The sequence below is a fragment of the Arhodomonas sp. SL1 genome (assembly GCF_052060015.1).
Lineage (GTDB): Bacteria > Pseudomonadota > Gammaproteobacteria > Nitrococcales > Nitrococcaceae > Arhodomonas.
This window is the reverse complement of sequence record NZ_JBPODZ010000002.1, coordinates 39,726-60,910: the sequence shown is the minus strand read 5'-3', so window position 1 is coordinate 60,910 and position 21,185 is coordinate 39,726. Positions and strand designations below refer to the sequence as shown.

Here is a 21,185-nt window from a genome sequence, read left to right as displayed (position 1 = left end):
CGTGTGCCGGTGGATCCACCGGCACACGGGTACGGACGGCAGACCGTCACCGCCGCGTGCCGCGGACAACCAGGTAGTCGCGGGGCACGGTGACACCAAGCTCATCGGCAAAGCCGTCGTGGAAAGCCGTGAAATCGGCCTCGAACTGCGCCCGCTGCTGCGCGTCGAGCTTGCCGACGAGCGTGCGCACGGGGCCGTAGCCTTCCGAGAAGGTGCGCCAGGCGGCCTGCCCGTCGGGCTCACGGTAGTACGACGTGCCCGCCTCGATGCCGAGATCGAAGGCACCGCCTAGCAACTCGCGCAGGCGCTCCTCCCGGCCCCACTCGAACGGGGACGGCGGCGACTCCCCCTCCGGCGGGGGCATGTAGCCCTTGATGACCTTGAACATCTCGAAGACATTGCCGTCCGGCGTCCACACGGCGAGGGCGAGCCGCCCGCCCGGCCGGCAGACCCGCGCCAGCTCCGCGGCGGCGTCCTCGGGACGCTGCACGAACATGACCCCGAAGGTGGAGATGACTGCGTCAAAGGCGCCGTCGTCGAACGGCAGATCCTCGGCGTCACCTGTCATGAGGTCGATATCGAGCCCGCGGGCCGACGCGGTCTCGCGGGCCGCCGACAGCATGTCGGGGGCGAAGTCCACACCGGTGACGTCGAACCCCCGCTCGGCCAGGCGCCGGGCGGTCCAGCCGGTTCCAGTGGCCACGTCGAGGATGCGCATGCCGCGCGGGGGCTCGAGGCGATTGATGGTGTGCTCGATGGCGTCGAGGATGCCGCGGCTGACCTCGTCATAAGCCGCCCCGCTGCTCGACCAGACCGCCGCCGGGCCGGCATTGTGGGCGCGGATCGGGCTGTCCGTGGAGTGACCTGCTATGCTCATGTCATGCCTCCTTTCTGGTTGCCGGCACGCTTACGCGTGCCACGGAACCAGTGTCGGGAGGCGTGCAGCGTCCTGCCAGTTCAGAATGTGAACCGGACAGCGGGCGTTCACAGCTCTCACACTGCACGGGATGCGCAGAGGAGAGGGAGGATGCCATGCCGGGTCCCACGGGTTACGGTCAGTTCTGTCCCGTCGCCAAGGCGTCGGAAATCCTCGCCACGCGCTGGACGCCGTTGATCATGCGCGAGCTTGTCAGCGGCTCGTCGGGCTTCAACGAGATTCATCGCGGCGTGCCGCTGATGTCGCGAGCCCTGCTGTCCCGACGGCTGCAGGAGCTTGTGTCGGCGGGTGTGGTAATGCGCGACGAGCACGGCGCTTACCGGCTCACGGAAGCTGGCACCGCCCTCGGCCCGATCATTATCTCCATGGGGGTATGGGGCCAGCAGTGGGTGGAGAGTGCGGCGGAGGGCCCGGACTGGGACGCGAGCGTGCTGATGTGGGATATGCGCCGGCGGATTGATACCACCGCCCTGCCACCCGGCCGTACTGTGCTCCAGTTCGACTACAGCGATGCGCCCGCCGAGATGCGGCGGTGGTGGCTGCTTATCGAGGACGACGACGTGGATCTCTGCCAGTCCGATCCCGGCTTCGATGTGGATCTGTACGTCGCCAGCACGGTCCGCGTCATGGGGCGCGTGTGGATTGGCCAGCGCCCGCTCGCGCCGGCCATCGAGCGCGGCGACATCCGGGTACACGGTCGCGTCGACCTCGCACGCAGCCTGCCCCAATGGTTCATGCTGTCGGTCATCGCCGAGGAGGCAAGGCGGCAACACGCTGGGCTTGCGTCTGGATAAGGCCGGCGGTATGTATCGGCACGCGCCTGTGCACCGGAGCGCTATACACCGGATTCATTCCGTCACTTCACCATCCGTCATGGCTTCCATCCACGGTGGCCGGGTCGCCACGATCCGCTGGTACACGGGACACTGCCAGGGCACATCTTGTCGGTCAGGGGGGCGGTGTTGCGACGCGAGGATGGCCTGCATTAACGCACCACGTTACTACCAAGGCCATGATACGGAGCTTTGGTGACACGGAGACGGAGAAAGTTGCCAAGGGAGAGTCGTCGCGCCGGGTACGTAAGGATATTTAGCGTCGGGCCAAAATGCGTTTGGATCGGATCGACGCCGCAGTGAATCTAGAAGACCTGAGGGTCCCGCCTTCGCACCGGCTGGAGCGGCTCCAAGGTAACCGTGCCGGTCAGTACAGCATCCGTATCAACCACCAGTGGCGGATCTGCTTCGAGTGGCGTGACGGACACGCGTTCGCGGTGGAGATCGTTGACTATCATTGACCGGGAGACTGTGATGAGCACCGAAAGGATTGGGCCGATTCATCCCGGGGAACATCTCAAGGAGTTCCTTGAGGAATACGACTTGTCAGAGTACCGGCTCGCTCGCTCGATCCACGTCCCGCCCCGCCGTATTAACGAGATGGTCAAAGGTGGGCGCGGCATTACCGCCGATACCACGCTGCGACTGGGGCGTTTCTTCGGTATGAGTCCACAATACTGGATGCAGCTTCAGGACCGGTTCGAGCTGGAGCGGACCACGGCCGAGCGTGGTGCGCGAATCGAGTCGGAGGTTACGCCGCTGAGGGCATGAGCGAACGGGCACGAGGTGGGAGTTATCCGTGCAGCCAGCAGGCGCTGTGGTGCGCGGGTCGCGGCTCGAACTCCGGCGGGTCGTGGACGTCGCAGGTGCCGGGCATGAAGTGCGGGCACCGGGGATGGAACCGGCAGGCAGCTGGAGGCTCGATGAGGCTCGGCGGCTCGCCGGCGGGTATCGGGCGTTCACGGTGGGCGTTGGCCGGGTCCGGGTCCGCCAGTGCGGTGAGTAGGGCCTGGGTGTAGGGATGCTGGGGGTGGTCGATGAGGTCTTCCACCGGTGCCGACTCGATGATGCGGCCCGCATACATGACGAATACCCGGTCCGCATAGTGGCGTACCGTCGAGAGGTCATGGGTGATGAAGGCCAGTGTGAGCTCGCGCTCGCGCTGGATGCGGGCGAGCAGCTCCAGGATCTCCACGCGCACGGAGGCGTCGAGCATGGATACCGGCTCGTCGGCGATGAGCATGGTGGGGGCGAGCACCAGGGCCCGGGCGATGACCACGCGCTGCTGCTGGCCGCCGCTCAGCATGTGCGGGAACTTGCCGAGATACTCCGCCGCTGGTGATAGGCGCACCTCGGCGAGGGCGGCCTCGATGCGTCGCCGGTGCTCGGCCCGGGGCACGCCGTGGATCCGCAGCGGTTCCGCGAGGATGCGGCGGACGTCCATGAACGGTGGCAGGGCCCCGTAGGGATCCTGTTGCACGTAGCCGACCCGTGCCCGGTACGCCTTCAGTGCGGCCCCCTTTAGCGTGCCGAGCTCCTGTCCGTCGAACACCACACTGCCTGCGGTGGGCTTGTGCAGCCCCAAGAGGGTGCGCGCCAGGGTGGACTTGCCACAGCCGCTCTCGCCGACGAAGGCGACGGACTCCCCCGCGGCGAGCTCGAAGCTCACGCCGTCGACGGCACGGACCTCGCCGGCCCGGAGAAAGCCCCACTGGCGCAGCTCGAAGGTGGTCCGCAGTCCATTGACGGACAAATAGGTCTCGCTGCTCGTTCCCCGGTGTTCGACCTGCCGTGTGCTCATGGCCGCCCCCCTGAAGCGAACAGCCAGCAGCGGGCGTCATGACGGCGATCCACCCGAAAAGCCGGCGGGTCATCGGCGCAGCGCTCGAATCGGCGGGGACAACGCTCGGCGAAGCGGCAGCCCGCCGGCGGCGCCGCCAGGCTCGGCGGCTCGCCGGGGATGGAGCGGGGGCGCTCGGCCTGCCGCAGCCGCGGGACGCTCGCCATCAGCAGCCTCGCATAGGGGTGTGCGGGCTCGGTAAAGAAGGTCTCCGCCGGCGCGTGCTCGACGATCTGGCCGGCGTACATGAGCGCCACCCGATCGGCGATCTCGCTGGAGGTGGCCACGTCGTGGGTGATGAGCATGAAGGCGGTACCCGTCTCCCGTTTGATCGCCTTCAACCGGTTCATGATGCTTGCCTGGGTGAGCACGTCCAGCGCGGAGGTAGGCTCGTCGAGGATCACCAGGTCCGGCTCGGTGATCAGCGCCATGGCCAGCACCACGCGCTGGCGCATGCCGCCGGAGAGCTCGAAGGGGTAGCGCTGCAGAAAGCCCGCGGGCACGCCCACCAGCTCGAAGACGGCCCGCGCCCGGTCCGCGGCCCGGCTCCGATCGACGCCCCGGTGCAGGCGCAGGGGCTCGGCCACCTGCTCGCCGACACGCACCACCGGATTGAGGGCGTTCATCGCCGCCTGCATGACGAACGAGATCCGTTGCCAGCGCACCTCCCGTCGGAAGCGCTCCTCGCCGAGGGCCATGGTGTCCATCCCGTCGATGGCCACGCGGCCGTCGAAGCGGGCGATGTTGCGTGGCAGTACCCGCAGCAACGCCTTCGCCAGCGAGCTCTTGCCGCAGCCGGATTCCCCCAGCACCACCAGCGCCTCGCCGCGGTTGACGGTGAGGTCGATGCCATCCACCGCGCGGACGACGCCGTTACCGGTGCGGTAGTGGAGGTTGAGGCCGTCGATGGCGAGCAGCGGGGTGTCGGCCATCACAGATTCCTCAGCCGCGGGTTGAACACCCGGTCCAGTGCGAAGCCGAGCATGGCGAAGCCGAGACCCGTGAGCATGAGCAGCGCCGCCGGCTCCAGCACCCAGTAGAAGAAGCCGTGGTAGAGCGCACTCTGGTTCTGCGCGTCGTTGAGCAGTTTCCCCCATGTCGGCAGCGCCGGGTCACCGAGGCCTAGGACCGCCAGGGAGGCCTCCAGGAACACGAAGGTGGGGATCAGGGTGACGAAGGTCGGGATCAGCACCGGCAGTATCCGCGGGATCATGTAGCGGAAGATGATGCGCGTGTTGCCCGCCCCGTAGGCCCGCGCCGCCTCGATGTAGGGGGCCTCGCGGATGGGCAGCAGCATGGCACGGTACATCTTCACGCTGGCGCTGAATATCCCCAGCGCGACCACCACCGCCAGGATCACCCAGATGCTGGTGGAATACAGCGTGCCCACCATCACCAGGATGGGCAGGATGGGCAGGATCATGTTCACCTCGGTGAGCCGCTGGATCAGCGCGTCGACCCAGCCCCGGTACCATACGCCGGCGGCGGCGACGATCAGGGTGGTGACGGTGGTGCCGACGGTGGCGATGAGACCGAAGGCCAGTGCGACCGGGGTGCCCCAGAGCAAGGCGAGCAGCAGGTCGCGGCGCTGGTGATCGGTGCCGGCGAGGCCGTGGACCTGGCCGTAGACCACCAGCTCGGCGTCGATCCCCGCGTCCTCCTCGAAGACAATTGCGTCGATGACCAGCCGGTAGCCGCCCGTCTGCACCTCGGGCATGTCCTCGCGGTCCGCTCGCGCGAAGAGCCCCACGTGGGCCGGCGCGCCGAGGCGGCGCTCCAGCGCCCAGTCCTGGGACAGGGCGATGCGCTCATCGGCGGCGGCCTGATAGCTGCCCAGGGGGATGCGCCGGCCGTCGGGGGTGTGCCAGGTCAGGCGGACAAAGGGCGGGCGCTGCTCGAAGTCCGCGTCCAGGAACAGGCTCAGCTCGCTGGGGAAGCCGCCGGCCTCGAAGTCGAAGGCCAGCGGGATGCGGATGCGGCGCCCGCCGGGGAAGTCTTCCACGCTGCGCTCCCCATCCGCGGCGGAGACGGTGCGGGTGGCGGGCCGGTCGCCGCCGAGCAGGCGGTCCGCCCATACCGGGCCCGCGTTCACCGGGTGGCGTTCCCAATGCTCGCCGCCGCGCCAGCGCTCCATGGCCTCTCCGTACGGGATGGCGATGACGGTGTAGAGCGACAGCACGATGAGGAACACAACGATGGCCGCCCCCGCCACCGCCGAGGGGTACTGTCGGAGCTGCCGGAGGCCGTCGCGCCAGCGATTCATTCCGGTCCCACCCGTACCCGGGGATCGAGCAGCGCGTAGAGGATGTCCAGCAGGAACACGGTCACCGCCAGCAGGTAGGCGAAGATCACCACGCCGCCGATGATCACCGGCGTGTCACGATGGCCAATGGCCTCGAACAGCAGTGTCCCCAGCCCCGGCCAGTTGAATACTTGCTCGAGGATGATGGCGCCGCTCCACAGGCCGATGAGCATCAGCAGAAAGCTGGTGATGATGGGCGCCAGCGTCGGCCGCAGGATGTAGCGGCGCCGGATGGCGCGCTCGGGCAAGCCCTTTGCGCGGGCCATCTCCACGTAGTCCTCGCTGGAGTGGATGAGGAAGAACGTCCGCCAGGAGTAGATGGAGATGAAGATCTGGGACAGGAACATCGCCGCCACTGGCAGTGCCATGTGTCTCACCACACTCCAGGCATAGGCGAGCGCCCCCTCGGGCGGGGGCACCGCCACCATGCCCCCCGCCGGCAGCATCGGCCAGATGAAGGCGAACAGCAGGATCAGGAAGATACCGTAGAACCAGCCGGGCGCTGCGGAGCTGGGGGCGAGGCCGATGACCGTGCGGTCCAGTGCGCTGCCGTAGCGCCGTGACAGCCGCAGGGCGATGGCCACGGAGGTGAAGAACACCAGCAGGTTGGCCGTGCCGAACAGCAGCAGCGTCGCCGGCAGTCGCTCGGCGATGATATCGCGCACCTGGCGGGAGCCGAGATCCGAGGTCATCTGCTCGGCCCGTCCCAAGTTCAGCCGCACCGCCTGGTTGAGGTAGTCGAGGCTGCGCCAGAAGAAAGGCTCGTCGAGATTCAGGCGCTCCACCTCCAGCTGCACCTGTTCGGCGATCAGCTCGTTGCGCCGCTGGGCGCCCATATCGCTGTACTCGGGGTTCGCGCGAACGGCCTCGGCGACGGTGGATTGGATCTGCAGGCGGCGGATCTCGTCCACCCGCCCGCCCATGTTGGCGATGAGGATGGTCAGGTAGACGCCGACTAGCACCGTGAGCAGCAGCGCGGCGATACGGCGGGCCACGAATACCGCCATGCGGCGGACGTCCCGCAGCCGCCCACCCACTTGGCTCGATTCGCCGGCGGGGCTCATTCGGTGGCCTCCGCTTTCGCCGGGACGGTGGCGAAGACGTGGCTGGCGAACCGGGGCAGGGCCACCCGCTCCGAGCGCACGATCACCTCCAGGCGGTTCGCCCCCGTCCCGAGGGCCGTGATCACCTCGGCCGGGAGGGTGATCCGCCAGCCGCCGTCCCGGGCTTCGGCCGTGCCCCGATCCGCCAGCTCCCCGGCGCCGTCGAACAGCAGCCAGCCGACCTCGCGGATCGCCTCCCGCGGATAGGGCGCAGCGTCGGCGGTGATCTCGAGCCGGAATGCCGCCGGCTCACCGGGGGAGACCGTCAGCGGCCCGTCCAGGGCGGGCTCGGGGATCGCCACCTCGGCGAAGCGCAGCCATTTGTCCGCGGGATCCGGGAAGCCCTCATAGCGCTGCAGTACCAGGGAGCCGGCCACGGCATGGACGGCGTCCAGGTAGAAGGGGCCGTCGCCCACCCAGTAGTGGCGGCGCTGCTCGCGCCATTGGCCCAGCCGCTCGTAGCGCCGGGCGGGCCCATTCCCGCGTACCAGCTCGCCGAGCGTGTTCTCGAACGGTACGTAACCCGCTGCCCCGGCCTCCAACCGGTGGCGGTCCAGGATGGGCAGCGACGGCCCGGAGACCAGACTGAGCCAGGGGACGTCGCTGCGGTCCGCCTTGTCCGACGAGAAGGCCAGCTCGCCGGCGGCCTCGGCATGGATGCCGAGCGCTAGCACATGCCAGGGTGCGAGCCCCGGCGTGCGGGCCGCGGCGATGGTCTCCGCGTCCGGGTAAATCTGATCGCTGTAGCTCTCCACCACCAGCGGCCGCCGGGAGACGATCCGCCAGCCACGGAAGTGGCCGAGGAAGCTCTCGTGGGCGGGGACGTGGCTGCGGTCGAACAGCGGGCTGTCCTCGTCGGCACGTTCGAACTCCAGGATCCAGGGCAAGACGAGATCCGCCAGGGACATACGCGTGCCGTCGTGCCAGTGGCGCTCCAGGTAGCCCTCCTCGAAGGTGATCCGGGTGCGGGTCCGCGCCGTCAGGCCCTCCGGGTGACGCTCGCCGGCGCGGACGAAACGGTTGGCCTCGCCGTCCCAGTCGACCCAGGTATCCTCCGGTACGGTGATCTCGGGGCGTGTCTCGAGGCGTACCCAGTCGAGGCTGCGCTCCACCGGTGTGCCCTCGGCAACGGTCACCTCCGCGGCGGCGATCCGTTGCGGGCGGTACAGCCCAGTGAACGGGTCCGGCAGGGCCGGGGCGTCCTGGGTGGCGTTGAGGATCATCCGGTCGTAGAGCCAGTTGGTGCCGGCCACCGGGTTCCACGGGTCGGTGAGCATGGAGGGGGTGGAGACCACCACCTCGCCGCCGACGCGGTCCTCGAAGCGTAGGGTGTAGGGCCATAACCGCGAGCCCGCCAGCCCGCCGGCCAGGTCCGCGGCGACGCGGATGTCCGCCGCCCGGGGCCACAGATTGAGCTGGTCCACCAGCCAGACGCGGTAGGAGCTCTTCATGGCCAGCTCCAGGGCCTCGGCCATGAGCGTCTGCCGTTCGGCCGGCGAGGCGTAGTCCCGGCGCTCGAGTCGCTCGGCGATGCGGGCCAGCGCTTCCGGCGGGTCGTAGGCCTGCCAGAGGGGGGCGGGCCGGCCCTGGGGGGTGTAGAAGTCGGCGAAGTTCTGTGCCTGGTCGCGGTTGATCACCGTGGACACCCAGCCCCCGGTGTAGAGATGCCACTGGCCGGCCGCCGGATCCGCACCCAGCCACAGGGGCGCGGCCTGATCGGCGGTGCGGTAGAGACGCTCCACCGCGAAGCCCGCGTCCTCGAGTCGATTGGCGACGTAGTCGCCCACCTGTCGGCGGGTGTCCTCGGTGCGGATGAGCAGCTTCAAACGTACCGGCTCACCGTCGTGGTGCCAGCGCCCGTTTTGCCGGGTGGCCCCGAGGGCTTTCATTTCCCGGGCGATGGCCTCTTTCGCCCGGGCCGGCTGGAACGAGTAACGCAGCTCCAGGGCCCGGGCGGTGGCGGCGAGGCGGGCATAGTCCGGGAATGCGGTACTCAGGGGCAGGGTCCGCGGCTCCGCGAGGCCGCCGTAGAGCTCGCTGGCGATGTAGCGGCGATCCACCAGCCAATTCAGCGCTTCCCGGATGGCGGCCACGGCGAACGGGTTCAGGTTGCCGTCGGCGAGCTCCGGGCCGGCGGGGTTCAAGGTGAGCTCCGCCGAGGAGCCATAGGAAAGGGCGAATTCCACGCCGGGGGCGTTGCGGAGCTGCCGGTGGATTACCCCGCTGGTGATCCCCTGGGCGAGCATATGGCGCGCACCGGTCTCGATCTGGCCGACCACCTTGCCCGGATTGGATTCCTCGGTGAACACCACCCGGTCGACGAGGGCACCGCGCCGCTGGGACGGCTCCGCCGCGCTGGTTGCGGCCATGGGCGCAGCGAGACACACCGCGAAGAGGTTGACTAGGACTCGGCGCATTCGGCTCATGCCCCGATGGTGCCGTGAAACGACGCCGTGATCGAGGGTCGTGCCCGTTTGGATCGATCAGGCATCCTATTGGCCGGGATCCAAGCGAGGCGTAGCATTCCGATGGCACTACCAACCGACCACAAGCGCCCGGTGGATGGGGAGCTTACGGTCCACTTCCCGAGACGCCCCCTTGCCAGTCCTTTCCGGGAGCAGCAGGAAACGTTTGTGATCGCGGACGTGGACGATCGTCTGGCGAGCCTGGTGGAGCCGGGGCTGCTGCGGCCCGGCTTCACGGAGCTGCGCTTTGCGGGGCGCCGTTACCGCCTTGATCATCCACGGGATCGCAGCGCCGGGGAGGTCGCCGGCGATTGCCTGCGTCGCCTCGGGGGGCGGCCCCGGCGCCGCGTGCTCTGGCGGGCCGGCGCGGGTGTGGTCGCCGAGCTGGAGACGGATACCAAGGTGGATGCCGGGGTACTCCAGTCCCGGCCGACCTGGACGGCGCATTACCGCCTCGACGGCACCGGTTATAAGGTGGTTTGTCAGCGTCATGGCAGCGGCCGCCGCGGCCTCGATCGCACGTTGTTTGCCGACGGGCTGGCCGTCGCGGACGTCGTCGCCAACCCCTTTTCGGTACAGGAGCTCGATCTCAGCGTCCGGCGGCCGGTGCCGTTGGATGCCCTCGCCATCGCAGTGCATATGATGGGCTGGCTGCCCAGCTCCGGCGGCAGTGGCGGAGGTGCCGGCGGCGGAGGTGGGGGTGGCGGAGACGGCGGTGGCTGCTGAATCCCCGAGGCTGAGACGGCCCCTTATATACAGCGGGCAGGCGCTGGCCTGAGGGCCGCGGCGATGTCATGCTAGCCGGCGTTCCCCACGCTATGCCTGAGGAGGAAACCCGGCCATGGATTACCGCGCCTATCGCGCCGCCCTCGGCGAGCAGGTCGGCCGGCTTCCGGCGGCCTTTGACAGCGCCGAGTATCGGCGGCGTCTGGGGGCCGTTCGTGAGGGTATGGCCCGGGAGGGCGTCGATGCCCTGCTGATCACCGACCCCGGCGAGGTCTGCTACCTCACCGGCTACTCCACCTTCGAGGTCTCCGTGGCCATCGCCCTGGTGGTCACTGCGGAGCGCACCGCATTGCAGGTCCCCTCCATCGAGACGGGTCCGGCGGTCACCATGGCCCACGTCGATGAGGTGCTGGGCTATCGGTGGGAATTCCCGCGGGAGTCCGTCTCTCAGCTCCTGGACCTACTGGCGAGTCATCGCCGCATCGCCACCGCCCTGTGGGGTAGCGGTCTCCGCCCCGGCCTGATGGAGGCGCTGCGCGACGGCCTCGCTGCCGAGTGGGTGGATACCGGCGAACTGGTGGCCGCGGTCCGACGGGTGAAATCGGACGCCGAGCTGGCCGTGCTCGCCGAGAGTGCGCGGATCACCGAACGGGGGCTGGCGGCCTCGGCGCAGGCGATCGCGCCCGGGGTCACGGACTCGGAGATCGCCGCGGTGGGGGCCCGTGAGATGCTCGCCGCCGGCAGCGAGTTCATGAGCATGCAACCCATCGTCGCCGCCGGCGTGCGCTCGAGCATCATCCACAGTAACCACAACGGGCATGTGATCACCGAGGGCGAGCCGGTGTTCCTGGAATACGGGGCGGTGCGCCATCGCTACACCGCACCGCAGATGCGCACGGTGGTCTGCGGCGCGCCGACGGATGCCATGCGACGGCTCTACACCGCCTGCGCGGAGTTGGTGGAGGCGCTGCAGCATGGTATGCGGGCCGGGCGCACCCTGGACGACGCCGCCGGCGACGCCGAGGCGGTGCTCGCCCCCCATGCCGACGAGGTCTTCTTCTCGGGGGTGTTCGGCTATACCGTCGGCGCGCAGTTCCCGCCCTCCTGGGTGGAGGGCAGTGCCTTCATCGCCCGGGGCGTGGAGACCGTCTTCCAGCCCGGGATGGTCTTCCACCTGCCCATCTGCCTGCGCCGCCCGGGGGAGTGGGGCATCGGCATGAGCGAGACGGTGGTGGTGGAGGCCAGTGGGGCCCGCGCCCTGACCCGCAATGACTGGGCCCTGGGACAGTAGGGGGCCACGGATGAACGCCGTGATCACCGCCGCGATCAGCGTGGCAGTATAGCGGTGCCTGGCGTGGCGGAATGTGCGGGTCAATAGTCTTGTTATCGGCGTTGATCCGTGTCCATCGGTGGCCTTCTGTGCTTCGGCTGGCGACGAGGGGGGATCTTGACCGAGCAGACTGAGGTGCGACGCCGGGCGTTTCGAGGCTGCATCGTCTATTGCCGGCACGACCCCGGTGAGGGCAATGATCCCGAGGCCCTGGAGGTCCACGAGGACGGCGTCCTCGTCGTGGCGGACGGCCGCGTGGAGGCGGAGGGCCCGGCCGCGCAGCTATTGCCTACGCTGGGGCCGGAGACGGAGATCAGCGATCAGCGTGGGCGGCTGATCATCCCCGGGATGGTGGACTGCCATATCCACTTCGCCCAGACGGACATCATTGCCAGTTATGGCGAGCAGCTGCTCACCTGGCTGGAGCGCTATACCTTCCCCGTCGAGGGCCGCTTCGGGGACGCGGAGCTGGCGTCGGAGACCGCGGAGTTCTTCCTGGATGAGCTGCTCCGCAACGGCACTACCTCCGCGCTGGTTCTGGGTACTGTGCACGCCGTCTCCGCCGAGGCGGTCCTGGACGCCGCCCATCGCCGCGGGATGCGCCTGTCCGCCGGCAAGGTGCTCATGGACCGCAATGCCCCGGACTACCTCCGCGACACCGCGGAGACGGGCTATCGGGACAGCCGCGCGCTCATCGAGCGCTGGCATGGGGTCGACCGCCTGGCCTACGCCATCACCCCCCGCTTCGCGCCCACCTCCAGCGACGAGCAGCTGCGGCGGGTCGGCGAATTGGCCCGCGCCTATCCCGATACCTATGTGCACACCCATGTGGCGGAGAACCCCGCCGAGGTGGCCTGGGTGTCGGAGCTCTTCCCCTGGAGCCGCAGTTACCTGGACGTCTATGACCGTTTCGGCATGCTGCGGGAGCGTTCCGTCTACGCCCACTGCATCCACCTGGACGACGGTGACCGCCGGCGCATGGCGGAGACCGGGGCGGTAATGGGTTTTTGCCCCACCTCCAACCTGTTCCTCGGCAGCGGGCTGTTCGACTACGCCGCCGCCCGGGATGCCGGGGTGGGCGTAGGCCTGGCCACCGACGTGGGCGGGGGGACCAGCTTCAGCATGCTGCGCACCGCCGCCGAGGCCTACAAGGTGGCCCAGCTGCAGGGGACGTCCCTGTCGGCGGCACGGCTGCTCTACCTGGTGACCCTCGCCGGCGCCGAGGCGCTGTCGGTGGCGGATCGCATCGGCGGCTTCCGCCCGGGCCGGGAGGCGGATCTGGTGGTGCTCGACCCCGCCGCCACACCGCTGCTGGCTCGCAGGAGCGCGGCCGCGGGGGACATCACCGAGCGGCTGTTCGCCCTGCTCACCCTGGGCGACGATCGCTGCATCGCCGAGACCTGGGTGGCGGGGCGGTGTTTGCACCGCCGCGGCGCCGATTCCGGAGCAGGAGGCTGACCCATGGCGGATTGCTGCCACGATGACTGCGGGATCGATCCCACCCAGGGCCGCCAGGCGCGGATGCTCTGGGCGGTGCTGATCATCAACGCCGTGATGTTCGTGGTGGAGTTCACCGCCGGCTGGCTGGCCGGCTCCACCGCCTTGCTCGGCGACTCCCTGGACATGCTCGGCGATGCCCTGGTCTACGGTTTCAGCCTGTTCGTGGTGGCCCGCGGGGAGCGCTGGAAGGCGGTCTCCGCCGCGTTCAAGGGCGGGATCATGGCGGTGTTCGGCGTGATCGTCCTCGCCGAGGCGACGGGCAAGCTGCTCTGGGGAACGGCGCCGGCGTATTCCATCATGGCTACGGTGGGCGTGGCGGTCCTTGCCGCCAATCTCGTCTGCCTGGTGCTGTTGACCCGCCACCGTGGTGACGATGTGAACATGCGTTCCGCCTGGGTGTGCTCGCGCAACGACATCATCGCCAATAGCGGGGTGCTGGTCGCCGCGGCCGCGGTGGCCGCCAGTGGCAGCCGCTGGCCGGACGTGGTCATCGGCCTCGCCATCGCGGCGCTGTTCCTGCGCTCGGCGGCGGGGGTGCTCGCCGACGCCCGGCGCAGCTACCAGGCGGCGTCGGCGTAGCAGGTAATCGGCTTCAGGGCTGGAGGATGCGGGCCAGGTCCACGGGCTCCTCGTGGTCCATCCGAGTGAGTCGGGTCTCCAAGTGGTCCAGGTGCTCGCGGGCCAGTTGCGCGGCGCGATCGCCGTCACCGGCGATTACCGCCTCGGCGATGCCGCGGTGGTCCGGCTCGCGGTAACAGGCGCTGATCCCCGGCGCCTTGTACAACGCCACCGCCACGGAGGTGCGCAGGGTCAGCTCGCGAAGGATACCGGCCAGCACCTGGTTGGGGCAGAAGTCCGCCAGCCGGTCGTGGAAGCGCAAGGACAGGTGGATGCGGTCCTCGTGGGCCCCCTGCTCGTGGGCGGTGTGCTCCGCCTCCACCAGGCCCCGTAGCTCGGAGCGGGCGGCCTCGCTGAGCCGGCCGGCGGTCATGCGTACCACCTCGGCCTCCACATGGCGGCGGGCCTCGAAGATCTGCGCGGTCTCTTCCCGGTCCGGCCTGGCGACGATGGCCACCTGGTTGCGGCGCATGCGGATGATGTGATCGCCGGCCAGCCGCACCAGGGCGCGGCGCACCACCGAGCGGCTCACGCCGAAGACCTCGCTCAGCGTGAGCTCCGGCAGCCGGGAGCCCGGTGGCAGCCTTTGGGTCAGTACGGCATTGCGGATGGCGTCGTAGATCCGGTCCTCTGCCCGTCCCCGGGGCGGCGCGCTGCGTCCCTGTGCCAGCGATTGCACCATCTGCTCGTATTCCCGTCGCCTTCGGTCAGCGCCTAGCCGCCGCTACGTTAACCGGTTTGCCCGGCGAGGTCATCACCCGCCCCGGATGGTTTCGGCCCGTGATGCACCCGCTTCGTGGTTATGAGGTCCTCGAGCTGTTCCGGCGCCAACGGCGGGCTGCCCAGGTAGCCCTGCCAGGCGTCGCAGCCGTGGCGGGCGAGGAATGCCAGCTGTGCCTCGTTTTCTACCCCTTCGGCGGACACCACCAGCCGCAGGTTGTGGGCCATGGCGATGACGGCCGCGGTGATCTCCGCGTCGTCCTTATCCTCCGGCAGGTCGCGGACGAAGGTACTGTCGATCTTCAGCCGGTCCACGGCCAGGTTCTTCAGGTAGGACAGCGACGAGTAGCCGGTGCCGAAGTCGTCGATGGCCAAGCGAACGCCCCGCTCCGTGAGGGTGCGCATCAGTTGCTTCAGCCCCTCTTCGTGCTCCAGCAGCACGGACTCGGTGAGCTCCAGCTCCAGCCAGCTCGGATCCATGTCCGTCTCCTCCAGGATGGTGAGGATGCGCTGCGCAACCCCCGGCAGGGCCACCTGCCGCGAGGAGAGATTTACCGCCAGGGTCAGCGGGGGATGGCCCGCGCGCCGGCGCTCGCTCCAGTACTGACAGGCCATACGCAGCACCCGCTCGCCGAGCCCGATAATGAGTCCGCTGTCCTCGGCCACGGGGATGAAGCGGTCCGGCGGCATAAGGCCGTGCTCGGGGTGGCGCCATCGGCGGTTACCACCACCGTGCCGCCGATCCGTGGCAATGCGTGGTAGGCGGCCACGGTTCCACCCTGCGTGACGATTCCCGCGCTGCCTTGACCGGCAAGGTCGGCGGCCCTTGCCAGCGCGGTGCCCGGTGACGGGGCGGCGCCGTCGCCCAGCCGGCGCGGGCCCGAGGGCGTCCGCAGGGTGAGACTGACCTCGGGATTTCCCTCAGGGGCACCGCGGCCCGGGAGCACCGCTTCCAGACCCTGCAGGTCGAAGAGGATGCGGTCGGTACCCAGGCGCTCGCCGCCGTGGTACTCGGCCAGCGCCTCGCGAATCGCGGTGCGACTGGTGACCTGCCGGGCGATGCGCGCCCGCTGGTCCAAGAACGCGGTCACCGCCGTCTGATGCAGGTGGGCCTCATGGGCCAGCTGCTGGCGCGCCTGGCTGCGGATCTGGGGATACAGCGAGGCAAGCGCGACTCCTGCCACCGCCAGGGCGGCGGTGAAGACACCGACCAGCGCCGTGCGGCGTAGGTGGCCGAGCAAGGTGGTGGCATCACGGGCCGGGGACGGGCGGGCCCCGCTGTGCATACCCAAGGTGCGGTCCTCGTCTCCCGAAAAACCGGCGCATGGTACCGACGCCTGCTGAAAAGCGGTTGATCTGGATCAGGTCTGCCCCTGCCGTCGTCGGGCCCTGTCGACTTGTGGCGACAATTACCCTGTACTATTGTCGTCAATAGGCCATTGCGCCGGCGGCAACGGGGATTGGCAGATGGGTCAGGCGGTGAGATTCCTGTTCGGCGACGAGCTCCGGGAGCTCCGGGCGGTGGACCCCACGCGCACCGTGCTGGAGTGGCTGCGCGAGGATATACGGGCCACCGGCACCAAGGAGGGCTGCGCCGAGGGCGATTGCGGTGCCTGCACGGTGGTCCTCGGTGAGCCCGATGGCGCCGGAGGCATGCGCTACCGGGCGGTCAACGCCTGCATCCTCTTCCTGCCGGTCCTCGACGGCCGGCAGTTGTTCACCGTCGAGCACCTCGCCGGCGCCGACGGGGCCCTGCACCCGGTCCAGCAGGCCATGGTGGACCACCACGGCTCGCAGTGTGGTTTCTGCACCCCCGGGTTCGTGATGTCGCTGTTCGCGCTCTACCGGGAAGGGGGGCGGCCGGACCGGCGTCGGGTCGACGAGGCGCTGGCCGGCAACCTCTGTCGCTGCACCGGGTACCGGCCCATCGTCGACGCGGCGCTTGCCATGCACGACTATCCCGAGCCGGCCCCCGCATTGGCGCCACCGGCGCAGACGGCCGCCCGGCTCGAGGCCCTGCGGCGCAGCGACACCCTGTCCCTGGAGCATCAAGGCAAACGGTACTTTGCCCCGGTGGATGCCGCGGGGCTCTCGGGCATCCTCACCGAGCATCCACAGGCGACCCTGCTGGCCGGTGGCACCGATGTCGGGCTGTGGGTGACCAAGCGGCACATGGACCTGAACACCGTGGTCTACGTGGGGGACGTCGCCGAGCTCCATGGCATTGACGAGGACGACGCCGGCGTGGCCATCGGCGCGGCGGTGACCCACGGGGAGGCACTGGAGGTGCTGGACCGGTGGTTCCCGGAGTTCGGGGCCTTCCAGCGCCGGTTCGCCTCGGTGCAGATCCGCAACTCCGGGACCCTGGGCGGCAACATCGCCAACGGCTCGCCTATCGGCGACACCATGCCGGTGCTCATCGCGCTGGCCGCGCGGCTCACCGTGAACGGCCCGGAGGGCCGCCGCAGCATGCCCCTGGAGGAGTATTTCCTCGACTACGGCCGCCAGGACCGCCGCCCCGGGGAGTTCGTCGAGCGGGTGTGGATCCCCGCGCTGGGCGAGAACGACCGGTTCGGCTGCTACAAGCTCTCCAAGCGCTTCGATCAGGACATCTCGGCGGTCTGCGCCGCCTTTCGGATTCGTCTTGATGACGCTCGGGTGGCCGAGGCCCGCACCGGCTTCGGCGGTGTCGCCCCCATCCCGTGCCGGATGCCGGCCACCGAGGCGGCGCTCACGGGTGCGCCCTGGGAGGAGGCCACCCTGGAGCGGGCGGCAGCGACGCTCACCGGCGAGCTCGCGCCCATCACCGATATGCGGGCGAGCCGCGAATACCGCCGCACGGCGGCGGTCGGGCTGTTGCGGCGGTTCTACGTCGAGACCACCGACCCGCGGGCCCGGACCCGTGTGCTCGAGGAGGAGCCATCATGAGCGCGGTGCACCATCCCCATCCCCACGACAGCGCCGCCAAGCACGTCACCGGTGAGGCGCGCTACGTCGATGACCTTCCTGAGCCCCGGGACCTGCTCCACGTCTACGCCCGTCCCGCCGAACACGCCCGGGCCCGGATCACCCGTCTGGAGGTCACGGCGGTGCGGGAGGCACCGGCCGTGGCGGCGGTGCTGACCGCCGCGGAGCTGCCGGTGACCAACGACATCGGCCCGGTGATCGCCGGCGATCAGATCCTCGCCGACGGGGAGGTCCTCTTCCACGGCCAGCCGCTGTTCGCGGTGGCCGCGGAAACCATCCCCGCGGCGCGGTGGGCGGCCGGCCTCGCGGAGGTGGACTACGAGCCCCTGCCGGCGGTGCTCACCGTCGACGAGGCCCTGGACGCGGACGCCGACCTGTTGCCGCCGAGATCGTGGCAGCGCGGGGAGCCGGAATCCGCCATTGCCGCGGCGCCGCGCCGACTAGCAGGGACCACCTACGTGGGCGGCCAGGAGCACTTCTACCTGGAAGGGCAGGTCTCCATGGCCATCCCCCAGGAGGACGGGGACATGCTGGTCTACAGCTCCACCCAGCACCCTTCCGAGGTGCAGCATTTGGTGGCCAAGGTGCTGGGGGTGCCGGATCACGCCGTGACCGTGGAGACCCGGCGCATGGGCGGCGCCTTCGGCGGCAAGGAGACCCAGGCGGCGCAGTTCGCGGTGATCGCGGCGCTGCTCGCCGCGCGTACCGGCCGGCCGGTGAAGTACCGCCTCGACCGCGACGACGACATCACCATGACCGGCAAGCGCCACGACCTGCGCATCGACTACGAGGTGGGCTTCGACGACGATGGCCGCATCCGCGGCATCACCTTCCTGCAGGCGGTGCGCTGTGGCTACGCCCCGGACCTTTCCCACTCGGTGGCCGACCGGGCGATGTACCACGCCGATAACGCCTACTTCCTCGAGAACGTGGCCATCACCTCCCGCAGGCTGCGCACCAACACCGTCTCCAACACCGCGTTCCGTGGTTTCGGCGGCCCCCAGGGGATGATCGGCATCGAGCATGTGATGGACGCCATCGCCCGGGAGATCGGCGCCGATCCCCTGGCGGTTCGCCGGCGTAACCTTTACGGCGTGGGGGAGCGGGATATCACCCCCTACGGCATGCGCGTCGAGGACAACATCCTCCCCGAGCTGCTGCCGGAGATGGAGGCCCAGGCGGACTACGCAAGGCGCCGGCAGGCGGTGGCGGCGTTCAACTCGGGGAATCGCTGGCTCAAGAAGGGCATCGCCATCACGCCGGTGAAGTTCGGCATCTCCTTCACCGCCAAGTTCCTCAACCAGGCCGGGGCGCTGGTGCTCGTCTACCAGGACGGCAGCGTGCAGCTCAATCACGGCGGCACGGAGATGGGCCAGGGGTTGCACATGAAGGTGGCGCAGGTGGTGGCGGAGGCCTTCGGCATCGACCTGGAGCGGGTGCGCATCACCGCGACCAGTACCGGTAAGGTGCCGAACACCTCGCCCACCGCCGCCTCCTCGGGTTCGGACCTCAACGGCGCCGCCGCCCACAATGCGGCGATGAAGATCGTCGACCGCCTGCTGCCGGTGATACGCGATCGTTACGAGGTCGCCACGGACACGCCCATCCGTTTCCGTGACAACGCGGTCTATGCCGGCGACCGGTGGCTGGCCGGGTTCGCCGAGGTGGTCCAGGAGGCCTACTACCGGCGCGTTCCCCTCTCGGCCACCGGCTTCTATGCCACGCCGAAGCTCGAGGTCCACGCCGATGGCACCGGCCGGCCGTTCTACTACTTCGCCTACGGCGCCGCTTGCTCCGAGGTGTTGATGGACACGCTCACCGGCGAATACCGGGTCACCCGCGTCGACATCCTCCACGACGTGGGCCGCTCCTTGAACCCGGCCATCGATATGGGCCAGATCGAGGGCGGATTCATCCAGGGCATGGGGTGGCTGACCACCGAGGAGCTCCACTGGGACCAGGAGGGCCGGCTGACCACCCATGCGCCGTCCACGTATAAGATCCCCGCCTGCAGTGACCTACCGCGGGCCTTCCATGCCCGCATCTACGAGCGCGGCGAGAACACCGAAGCGGCCATCCATCGCTCCAAGGCCGTGGGTGAGCCCCCACTGATGCTCGCCATCTCGGTGCTCCATGCCCTGCGTGATGCCGTGGCCGCCGCGGCGCCCGCCGGCGGAGCGGTGGCTTTGGACGCCCCGGCCACACCGGAGGCGGTGCTGCGCGCGATCCATGCCGGGCGCCGGGTGGAGGCCCCGGAAGCGACGGTGGAGCCAGCGGAATGAATGACTGGATCGACGCCCTGGCCGCCGTCCACGCCCGGGATGAGCCCTGTGTCCTGGTGACCCTGGTGGCCATCGAGGGCTCTTCTCCCCGGGAGCCCGGGGCCAAGATGATCGTCACCGCCGAGGGCAGCGACGGCACCCTGGGCGGCGGCACGGTGGAGCTGCGCGCCCAGGAGCAGGCCCGGGCCATCCTGGCCGCCGGCCCGGAGGCCTCGGAGGGGCCGGTCCTCGAGGCCTACACCCTCGACGATGCCGTGGACCAGGCCTGTGGTGGGCGCATGCGCCTGCTCTTCGAGCCGCTATGGATCGAGGGCCTGCGAATCGGGCTCTTCGGTGCGGGGCACGTCGGCCGGGCCCTGGTGCGGTTGCTCGCGGAGCTACCCTGCCGGGTGCGCTGGGTCGATTCCCGACCGGGAATGTTTCCGGAGACGGTGCCGGGCAACGTCGAGGCGGTCACCGCTGCGGCCCCGGCGGAGGAGGTGGACCGCCTCGTCGACGGTGCCTTCGTCATCGCCATGACCCACAGCCACGACCTGGATCTGGACATCGTGGAAGCGGCGTTGCGCAGTGGGCGTTTTCCCTTCGTGGGTACCATCGGCTCGAAGACCAAGCGCGGGCGTTTCCGTCACCGTCTCGCCGAGCGGGGGCTGGCGCCGGAGGTGGTGGACCGCCTGGTCCTACCCATCGGCGTGCCGGGTGTCGGCGGCAAACGCCCTGCGGAGATCGCGGTGGCGGTGGCCGCGCAGCTGTTGCAGCAGCGGGAGGCGGCGTAAACCCGGCTGGGGATGACAGGGTTTACGGTTTTTGGGACACTTCGCCTGCTCGTCGATAACAACCGGAGGAGCATGACGATGACGGCGAACACGCAATCCCTCCCCGTGGGCGCCTGGGCCCAGGGCAGCCTGGGGCGCGCGGTGGTCTCGGTGCTGGCGGGCACCATCCTGCTGGCCCTGTCCGCGCGGGTGGAGATCCCCTTCTGGCCGGTGCCGCTGAACATGCAGACCTTCGTGGTGCTGGCGCTGGGGCTCGTCTACGGGCCGGTGCTCGGCGCCGCCACCGTGCTCGCCTATCTCGGCGAGGGGCTCATGGGGCTGCCGGTGTTCGCCCACGGCGGCGGGCCGGCGTATCTGGCCGGGCCCACCGGTGGCTATCTGATCGGCTTCGTGGTCGCTGCCTGGGTGGCTGGGCAGTTGGCGGTGCGGGGCTGGGTGCGCAACCCGGTGACCGCCATCGCCGCGGCCTTTATCGCCAACCTGGTGGTATACGCCTTTGGCGTCAGCTGGCTCGCCGTGGTCCTCGGGGATCTGCAGAAGGCCATCGCCGTGGGCGTGCTCCCCTTCCTCCTCGGTGCCGCCCTGAAGATCGCCGGCGCGGGCCTGCTAGGTTATGCCTTCGCCCGCACGGGGCGGGGCGGGACGGCCGGGTAACGTACCCCGGCGCTGCCGTGGCCCTGGAGTGATAGAGCGCCTCGATCGGATCATCGATAACACCGATGCCACGAGGCCTTGAGATCACCATGTTGCACCGCCACAATATCCCGTGCCCCGATGGTTTCGGCCGTC

Annotated in this window: 19 protein-coding genes and 1 pseudogene; 11 read left to right on the top strand and 9 right to left on the bottom strand. The window is 69.5% G+C overall.

The window, feature by feature from the left end; translation table 11 throughout:
* Positions 1-46 precede the first annotated feature (46 nt).
* Positions 47-877, bottom strand: coding sequence for a class I SAM-dependent methyltransferase (locus tag ACQ754_RS04085; RefSeq protein WP_440995719.1), 831 nt, complete (start codon positions 875-877; stop codon positions 47-49).
* 155 nt (positions 878-1,032) lie between these two features.
* Between ACQ754_RS04085 and ACQ754_RS04080 the strand changes: the two genes are divergently transcribed.
* The 3 genes and pseudogenes from ACQ754_RS04080 (at position 1,033) to ACQ754_RS04070 (ending at position 2,541) form a co-directional block, all read left to right on the top strand.
* Entirely contained in the window at positions 1,033-1,731 is a 699-nt protein-coding gene (locus ACQ754_RS04080; RefSeq protein WP_440995718.1) for a winged helix-turn-helix transcriptional regulator, read from the top strand.
* 218 nt (positions 1,732-1,949) lie between these two features.
* Positions 1,950-2,231, top strand: a pseudogene (locus tag ACQ754_RS04075) (type II toxin-antitoxin system RelE/ParE family toxin).
* Between the two features lie 13 nt (positions 2,232-2,244).
* Positions 2,245-2,541 (top strand): HigA family addiction module antitoxin, encoded by a 297-nt coding sequence (locus ACQ754_RS04070; RefSeq protein ID WP_440995717.1) that lies wholly within the window; start codon positions 2,245-2,247, stop codon positions 2,539-2,541.
* Positions 2,542-2,563: 22 nt separating this feature from the next.
* Here ACQ754_RS04070 and ACQ754_RS04065 read toward each other — a convergent pair whose 3' ends face one another.
* From ACQ754_RS04065 to ACQ754_RS04045, 5 genes are read right to left on the bottom strand one after another with little or no spacing between them, the layout of a single operon-like run.
* Complete coding sequence (locus ACQ754_RS04065; protein ID WP_440995716.1) at positions 2,564-3,571, bottom strand: ABC transporter ATP-binding protein; 1,008 nt, start codon at positions 3,569-3,571, stop codon at positions 2,564-2,566.
* A complete protein-coding gene (locus ACQ754_RS04060) occupies positions 3,568-4,542 on the bottom strand; it encodes an ABC transporter ATP-binding protein (protein ID WP_440995715.1) in 975 nt (324 codons plus the stop codon). The genes ACQ754_RS04065 and ACQ754_RS04060 overlap by 4 nt, the downstream gene beginning before the upstream one ends.
* Positions 4,542-5,873 carry an ABC transporter permease gene (locus tag ACQ754_RS04055; RefSeq protein ID WP_440995714.1) on the bottom strand — a complete coding sequence of 444 codons (1,332 nt, stop codon included), beginning with the start codon at positions 5,871-5,873 and terminating at the stop codon, positions 4,542-4,544. Before ACQ754_RS04055 ends, ACQ754_RS04060 begins: the two co-directional genes overlap by 1 nt.
* Positions 5,870-6,976 carry an ABC transporter permease gene (locus ACQ754_RS04050; protein WP_440995713.1) on the bottom strand — a complete coding sequence of 369 codons (1,107 nt, stop codon included), beginning with the start codon at positions 6,974-6,976 and terminating at the stop codon, positions 5,870-5,872. The genes ACQ754_RS04055 and ACQ754_RS04050 overlap by 4 nt, the downstream gene beginning before the upstream one ends.
* Entirely contained in the window at positions 6,973-9,441 is a 2,469-nt protein-coding gene (locus ACQ754_RS04045; RefSeq protein ID WP_440995712.1) for an ABC transporter substrate-binding protein, read from the bottom strand. The genes ACQ754_RS04050 and ACQ754_RS04045 overlap by 4 nt, the downstream gene beginning before the upstream one ends.
* A 102-nt stretch (positions 9,442-9,543) precedes the next feature.
* On the opposite strand from ACQ754_RS04045, the gene ACQ754_RS04040 reads away from it, so the two are divergent.
* The 4 genes from ACQ754_RS04040 (at position 9,544) to ACQ754_RS04025 (ending at position 13,615) form a co-directional block, all read left to right on the top strand.
* Complete coding sequence (locus ACQ754_RS04040; protein WP_440995711.1) at positions 9,544-10,206, top strand: hypothetical protein; 663 nt, start codon at positions 9,544-9,546, stop codon at positions 10,204-10,206.
* A gap of 115 nt (positions 10,207-10,321) precedes the next feature.
* On the top strand, positions 10,322-11,497 hold the full coding sequence (locus tag ACQ754_RS04035; protein ID WP_440995710.1) for a M24 family metallopeptidase: 1,176 nt from the start codon (positions 10,322-10,324) through the stop codon (positions 11,495-11,497).
* A gap of 156 nt (positions 11,498-11,653) precedes the next feature.
* Complete coding sequence (gene guaD, locus ACQ754_RS04030) at positions 11,654-12,994, top strand: guanine deaminase (protein WP_440995709.1); 1,341 nt, start codon at positions 11,654-11,656, stop codon at positions 12,992-12,994.
* A 3-nt stretch (positions 12,995-12,997) separates the two neighbouring features.
* Positions 12,998-13,615, top strand: a complete 618-nt coding sequence (locus ACQ754_RS04025) for a cation transporter (protein WP_440995708.1) — start codon at positions 12,998-13,000, stop codon at positions 13,613-13,615.
* A 13-nt stretch (positions 13,616-13,628) separates the two neighbouring features.
* Here the strand turns inward: ACQ754_RS04025 and ACQ754_RS04020 are convergent, their stop codons facing one another.
* The 3 genes from ACQ754_RS04020 to ACQ754_RS04010 are packed head-to-tail and all read right to left on the bottom strand — an operon-like array spanning position 13,629 to position 15,666.
* Positions 13,629-14,336 (bottom strand): GntR family transcriptional regulator, encoded by a 708-nt coding sequence (locus ACQ754_RS04020; protein ID WP_440995707.1) that lies wholly within the window; start codon positions 14,334-14,336, stop codon positions 13,629-13,631.
* 47 nt (positions 14,337-14,383) lie between these two features.
* Positions 14,384-15,040 carry an EAL domain-containing protein gene (locus ACQ754_RS04015; protein ID WP_440995706.1) on the bottom strand — a complete coding sequence of 219 codons (657 nt, stop codon included), beginning with the start codon at positions 15,038-15,040 and terminating at the stop codon, positions 14,384-14,386.
* A complete protein-coding gene (locus ACQ754_RS04010; protein WP_440995705.1) occupies positions 14,938-15,666 on the bottom strand; it encodes a hypothetical protein in 729 nt (242 codons plus the stop codon). Before ACQ754_RS04010 ends, ACQ754_RS04015 begins: the two co-directional genes overlap by 103 nt.
* A 175-nt stretch (positions 15,667-15,841) precedes the next feature.
* On the opposite strand from ACQ754_RS04010, the gene xdhA reads away from it, so the two are divergent.
* The 4 genes from xdhA to ACQ754_RS03990 all read left to right on the top strand — a co-directional run bounded on the left by xdhA (position 15,842) and on the right by ACQ754_RS03990 (position 21,050).
* Entirely contained in the window at positions 15,842-17,302 is a 1,461-nt protein-coding gene (xdhA, locus tag ACQ754_RS04005; RefSeq protein ID WP_440995704.1) for a xanthine dehydrogenase small subunit, read from the top strand.
* Positions 17,299-19,623, top strand: coding sequence for a xanthine dehydrogenase molybdopterin binding subunit (xdhB, locus tag ACQ754_RS04000; protein WP_440995703.1), 2,325 nt, complete (start codon positions 17,299-17,301; stop codon positions 19,621-19,623). Before xdhA ends, xdhB begins: the two co-directional genes overlap by 4 nt.
* Positions 19,620-20,396 carry a xanthine dehydrogenase accessory protein XdhC gene (xdhC, locus tag ACQ754_RS03995; protein WP_440995702.1) on the top strand — a complete coding sequence of 259 codons (777 nt, stop codon included), beginning with the start codon at positions 19,620-19,622 and terminating at the stop codon, positions 20,394-20,396. Before xdhB ends, xdhC begins: the two co-directional genes overlap by 4 nt.
* Positions 20,397-20,474: 78 nt before the next feature.
* A complete protein-coding gene (locus tag ACQ754_RS03990; protein ID WP_440995701.1) occupies positions 20,475-21,050 on the top strand; it encodes a biotin transporter BioY in 576 nt (191 codons plus the stop codon).
* Positions 21,051-21,185: the final 135 nt, after the last annotated feature.

Coding starts and splice junctions, on each gene's coding strand:
- ACQ754_RS04070 (WP_440995717.1), top strand. CDS start 2,245: ATGAGCACCGAAAGGATTGGGCCGATTCATCCCGGGGAACATCTCAAG.
- ACQ754_RS04020 (WP_440995707.1), bottom strand. CDS start 14,336: ATGGTGCAATCGCTGGCACAGGGACGCAGCGCGCCGCCCCGGGGACGG.
- ACQ754_RS04085 (WP_440995719.1), bottom strand. CDS start 877: ATGAGCATAGCAGGTCACTCCACGGACAGCCCGATCCGCGCCCACAAT.
- xdhC (WP_440995702.1), top strand. CDS start 19,620: ATGAATGACTGGATCGACGCCCTGGCCGCCGTCCACGCCCGGGATGAG.
- xdhB (WP_440995703.1), top strand. CDS start 17,299: ATGAGCGCGGTGCACCATCCCCATCCCCACGACAGCGCCGCCAAGCAC.
- ACQ754_RS04050 (WP_440995713.1), bottom strand. CDS start 6,976: ATGAGCCCCGCCGGCGAATCGAGCCAAGTGGGTGGGCGGCTGCGGGAC.
- ACQ754_RS04045 (WP_440995712.1), bottom strand. CDS start 9,441: ATGAGCCGAATGCGCCGAGTCCTAGTCAACCTCTTCGCGGTGTGTCTC.
- ACQ754_RS03990 (WP_440995701.1), top strand. CDS start 20,475: ATGACGGCGAACACGCAATCCCTCCCCGTGGGCGCCTGGGCCCAGGGC.
- ACQ754_RS04035 (WP_440995710.1), top strand. CDS start 10,322: ATGGATTACCGCGCCTATCGCGCCGCCCTCGGCGAGCAGGTCGGCCGG.
- ACQ754_RS04025 (WP_440995708.1), top strand. CDS start 12,998: ATGGCGGATTGCTGCCACGATGACTGCGGGATCGATCCCACCCAGGGC.
- xdhA (WP_440995704.1), top strand. CDS start 15,842: ATGGGTCAGGCGGTGAGATTCCTGTTCGGCGACGAGCTCCGGGAGCTC.
- ACQ754_RS04080 (WP_440995718.1), top strand. CDS start 1,033: ATGCCGGGTCCCACGGGTTACGGTCAGTTCTGTCCCGTCGCCAAGGCG.
- ACQ754_RS04040 (WP_440995711.1), top strand. CDS start 9,544: ATGGCACTACCAACCGACCACAAGCGCCCGGTGGATGGGGAGCTTACG.
- ACQ754_RS04065 (WP_440995716.1), bottom strand. CDS start 3,571: ATGAGCACACGGCAGGTCGAACACCGGGGAACGAGCAGCGAGACCTAT.
- ACQ754_RS04055 (WP_440995714.1), bottom strand. CDS start 5,873: ATGAATCGCTGGCGCGACGGCCTCCGGCAGCTCCGACAGTACCCCTCG.
- ACQ754_RS04060 (WP_440995715.1), bottom strand. CDS start 4,542: ATGGCCGACACCCCGCTGCTCGCCATCGACGGCCTCAACCTCCACTAC.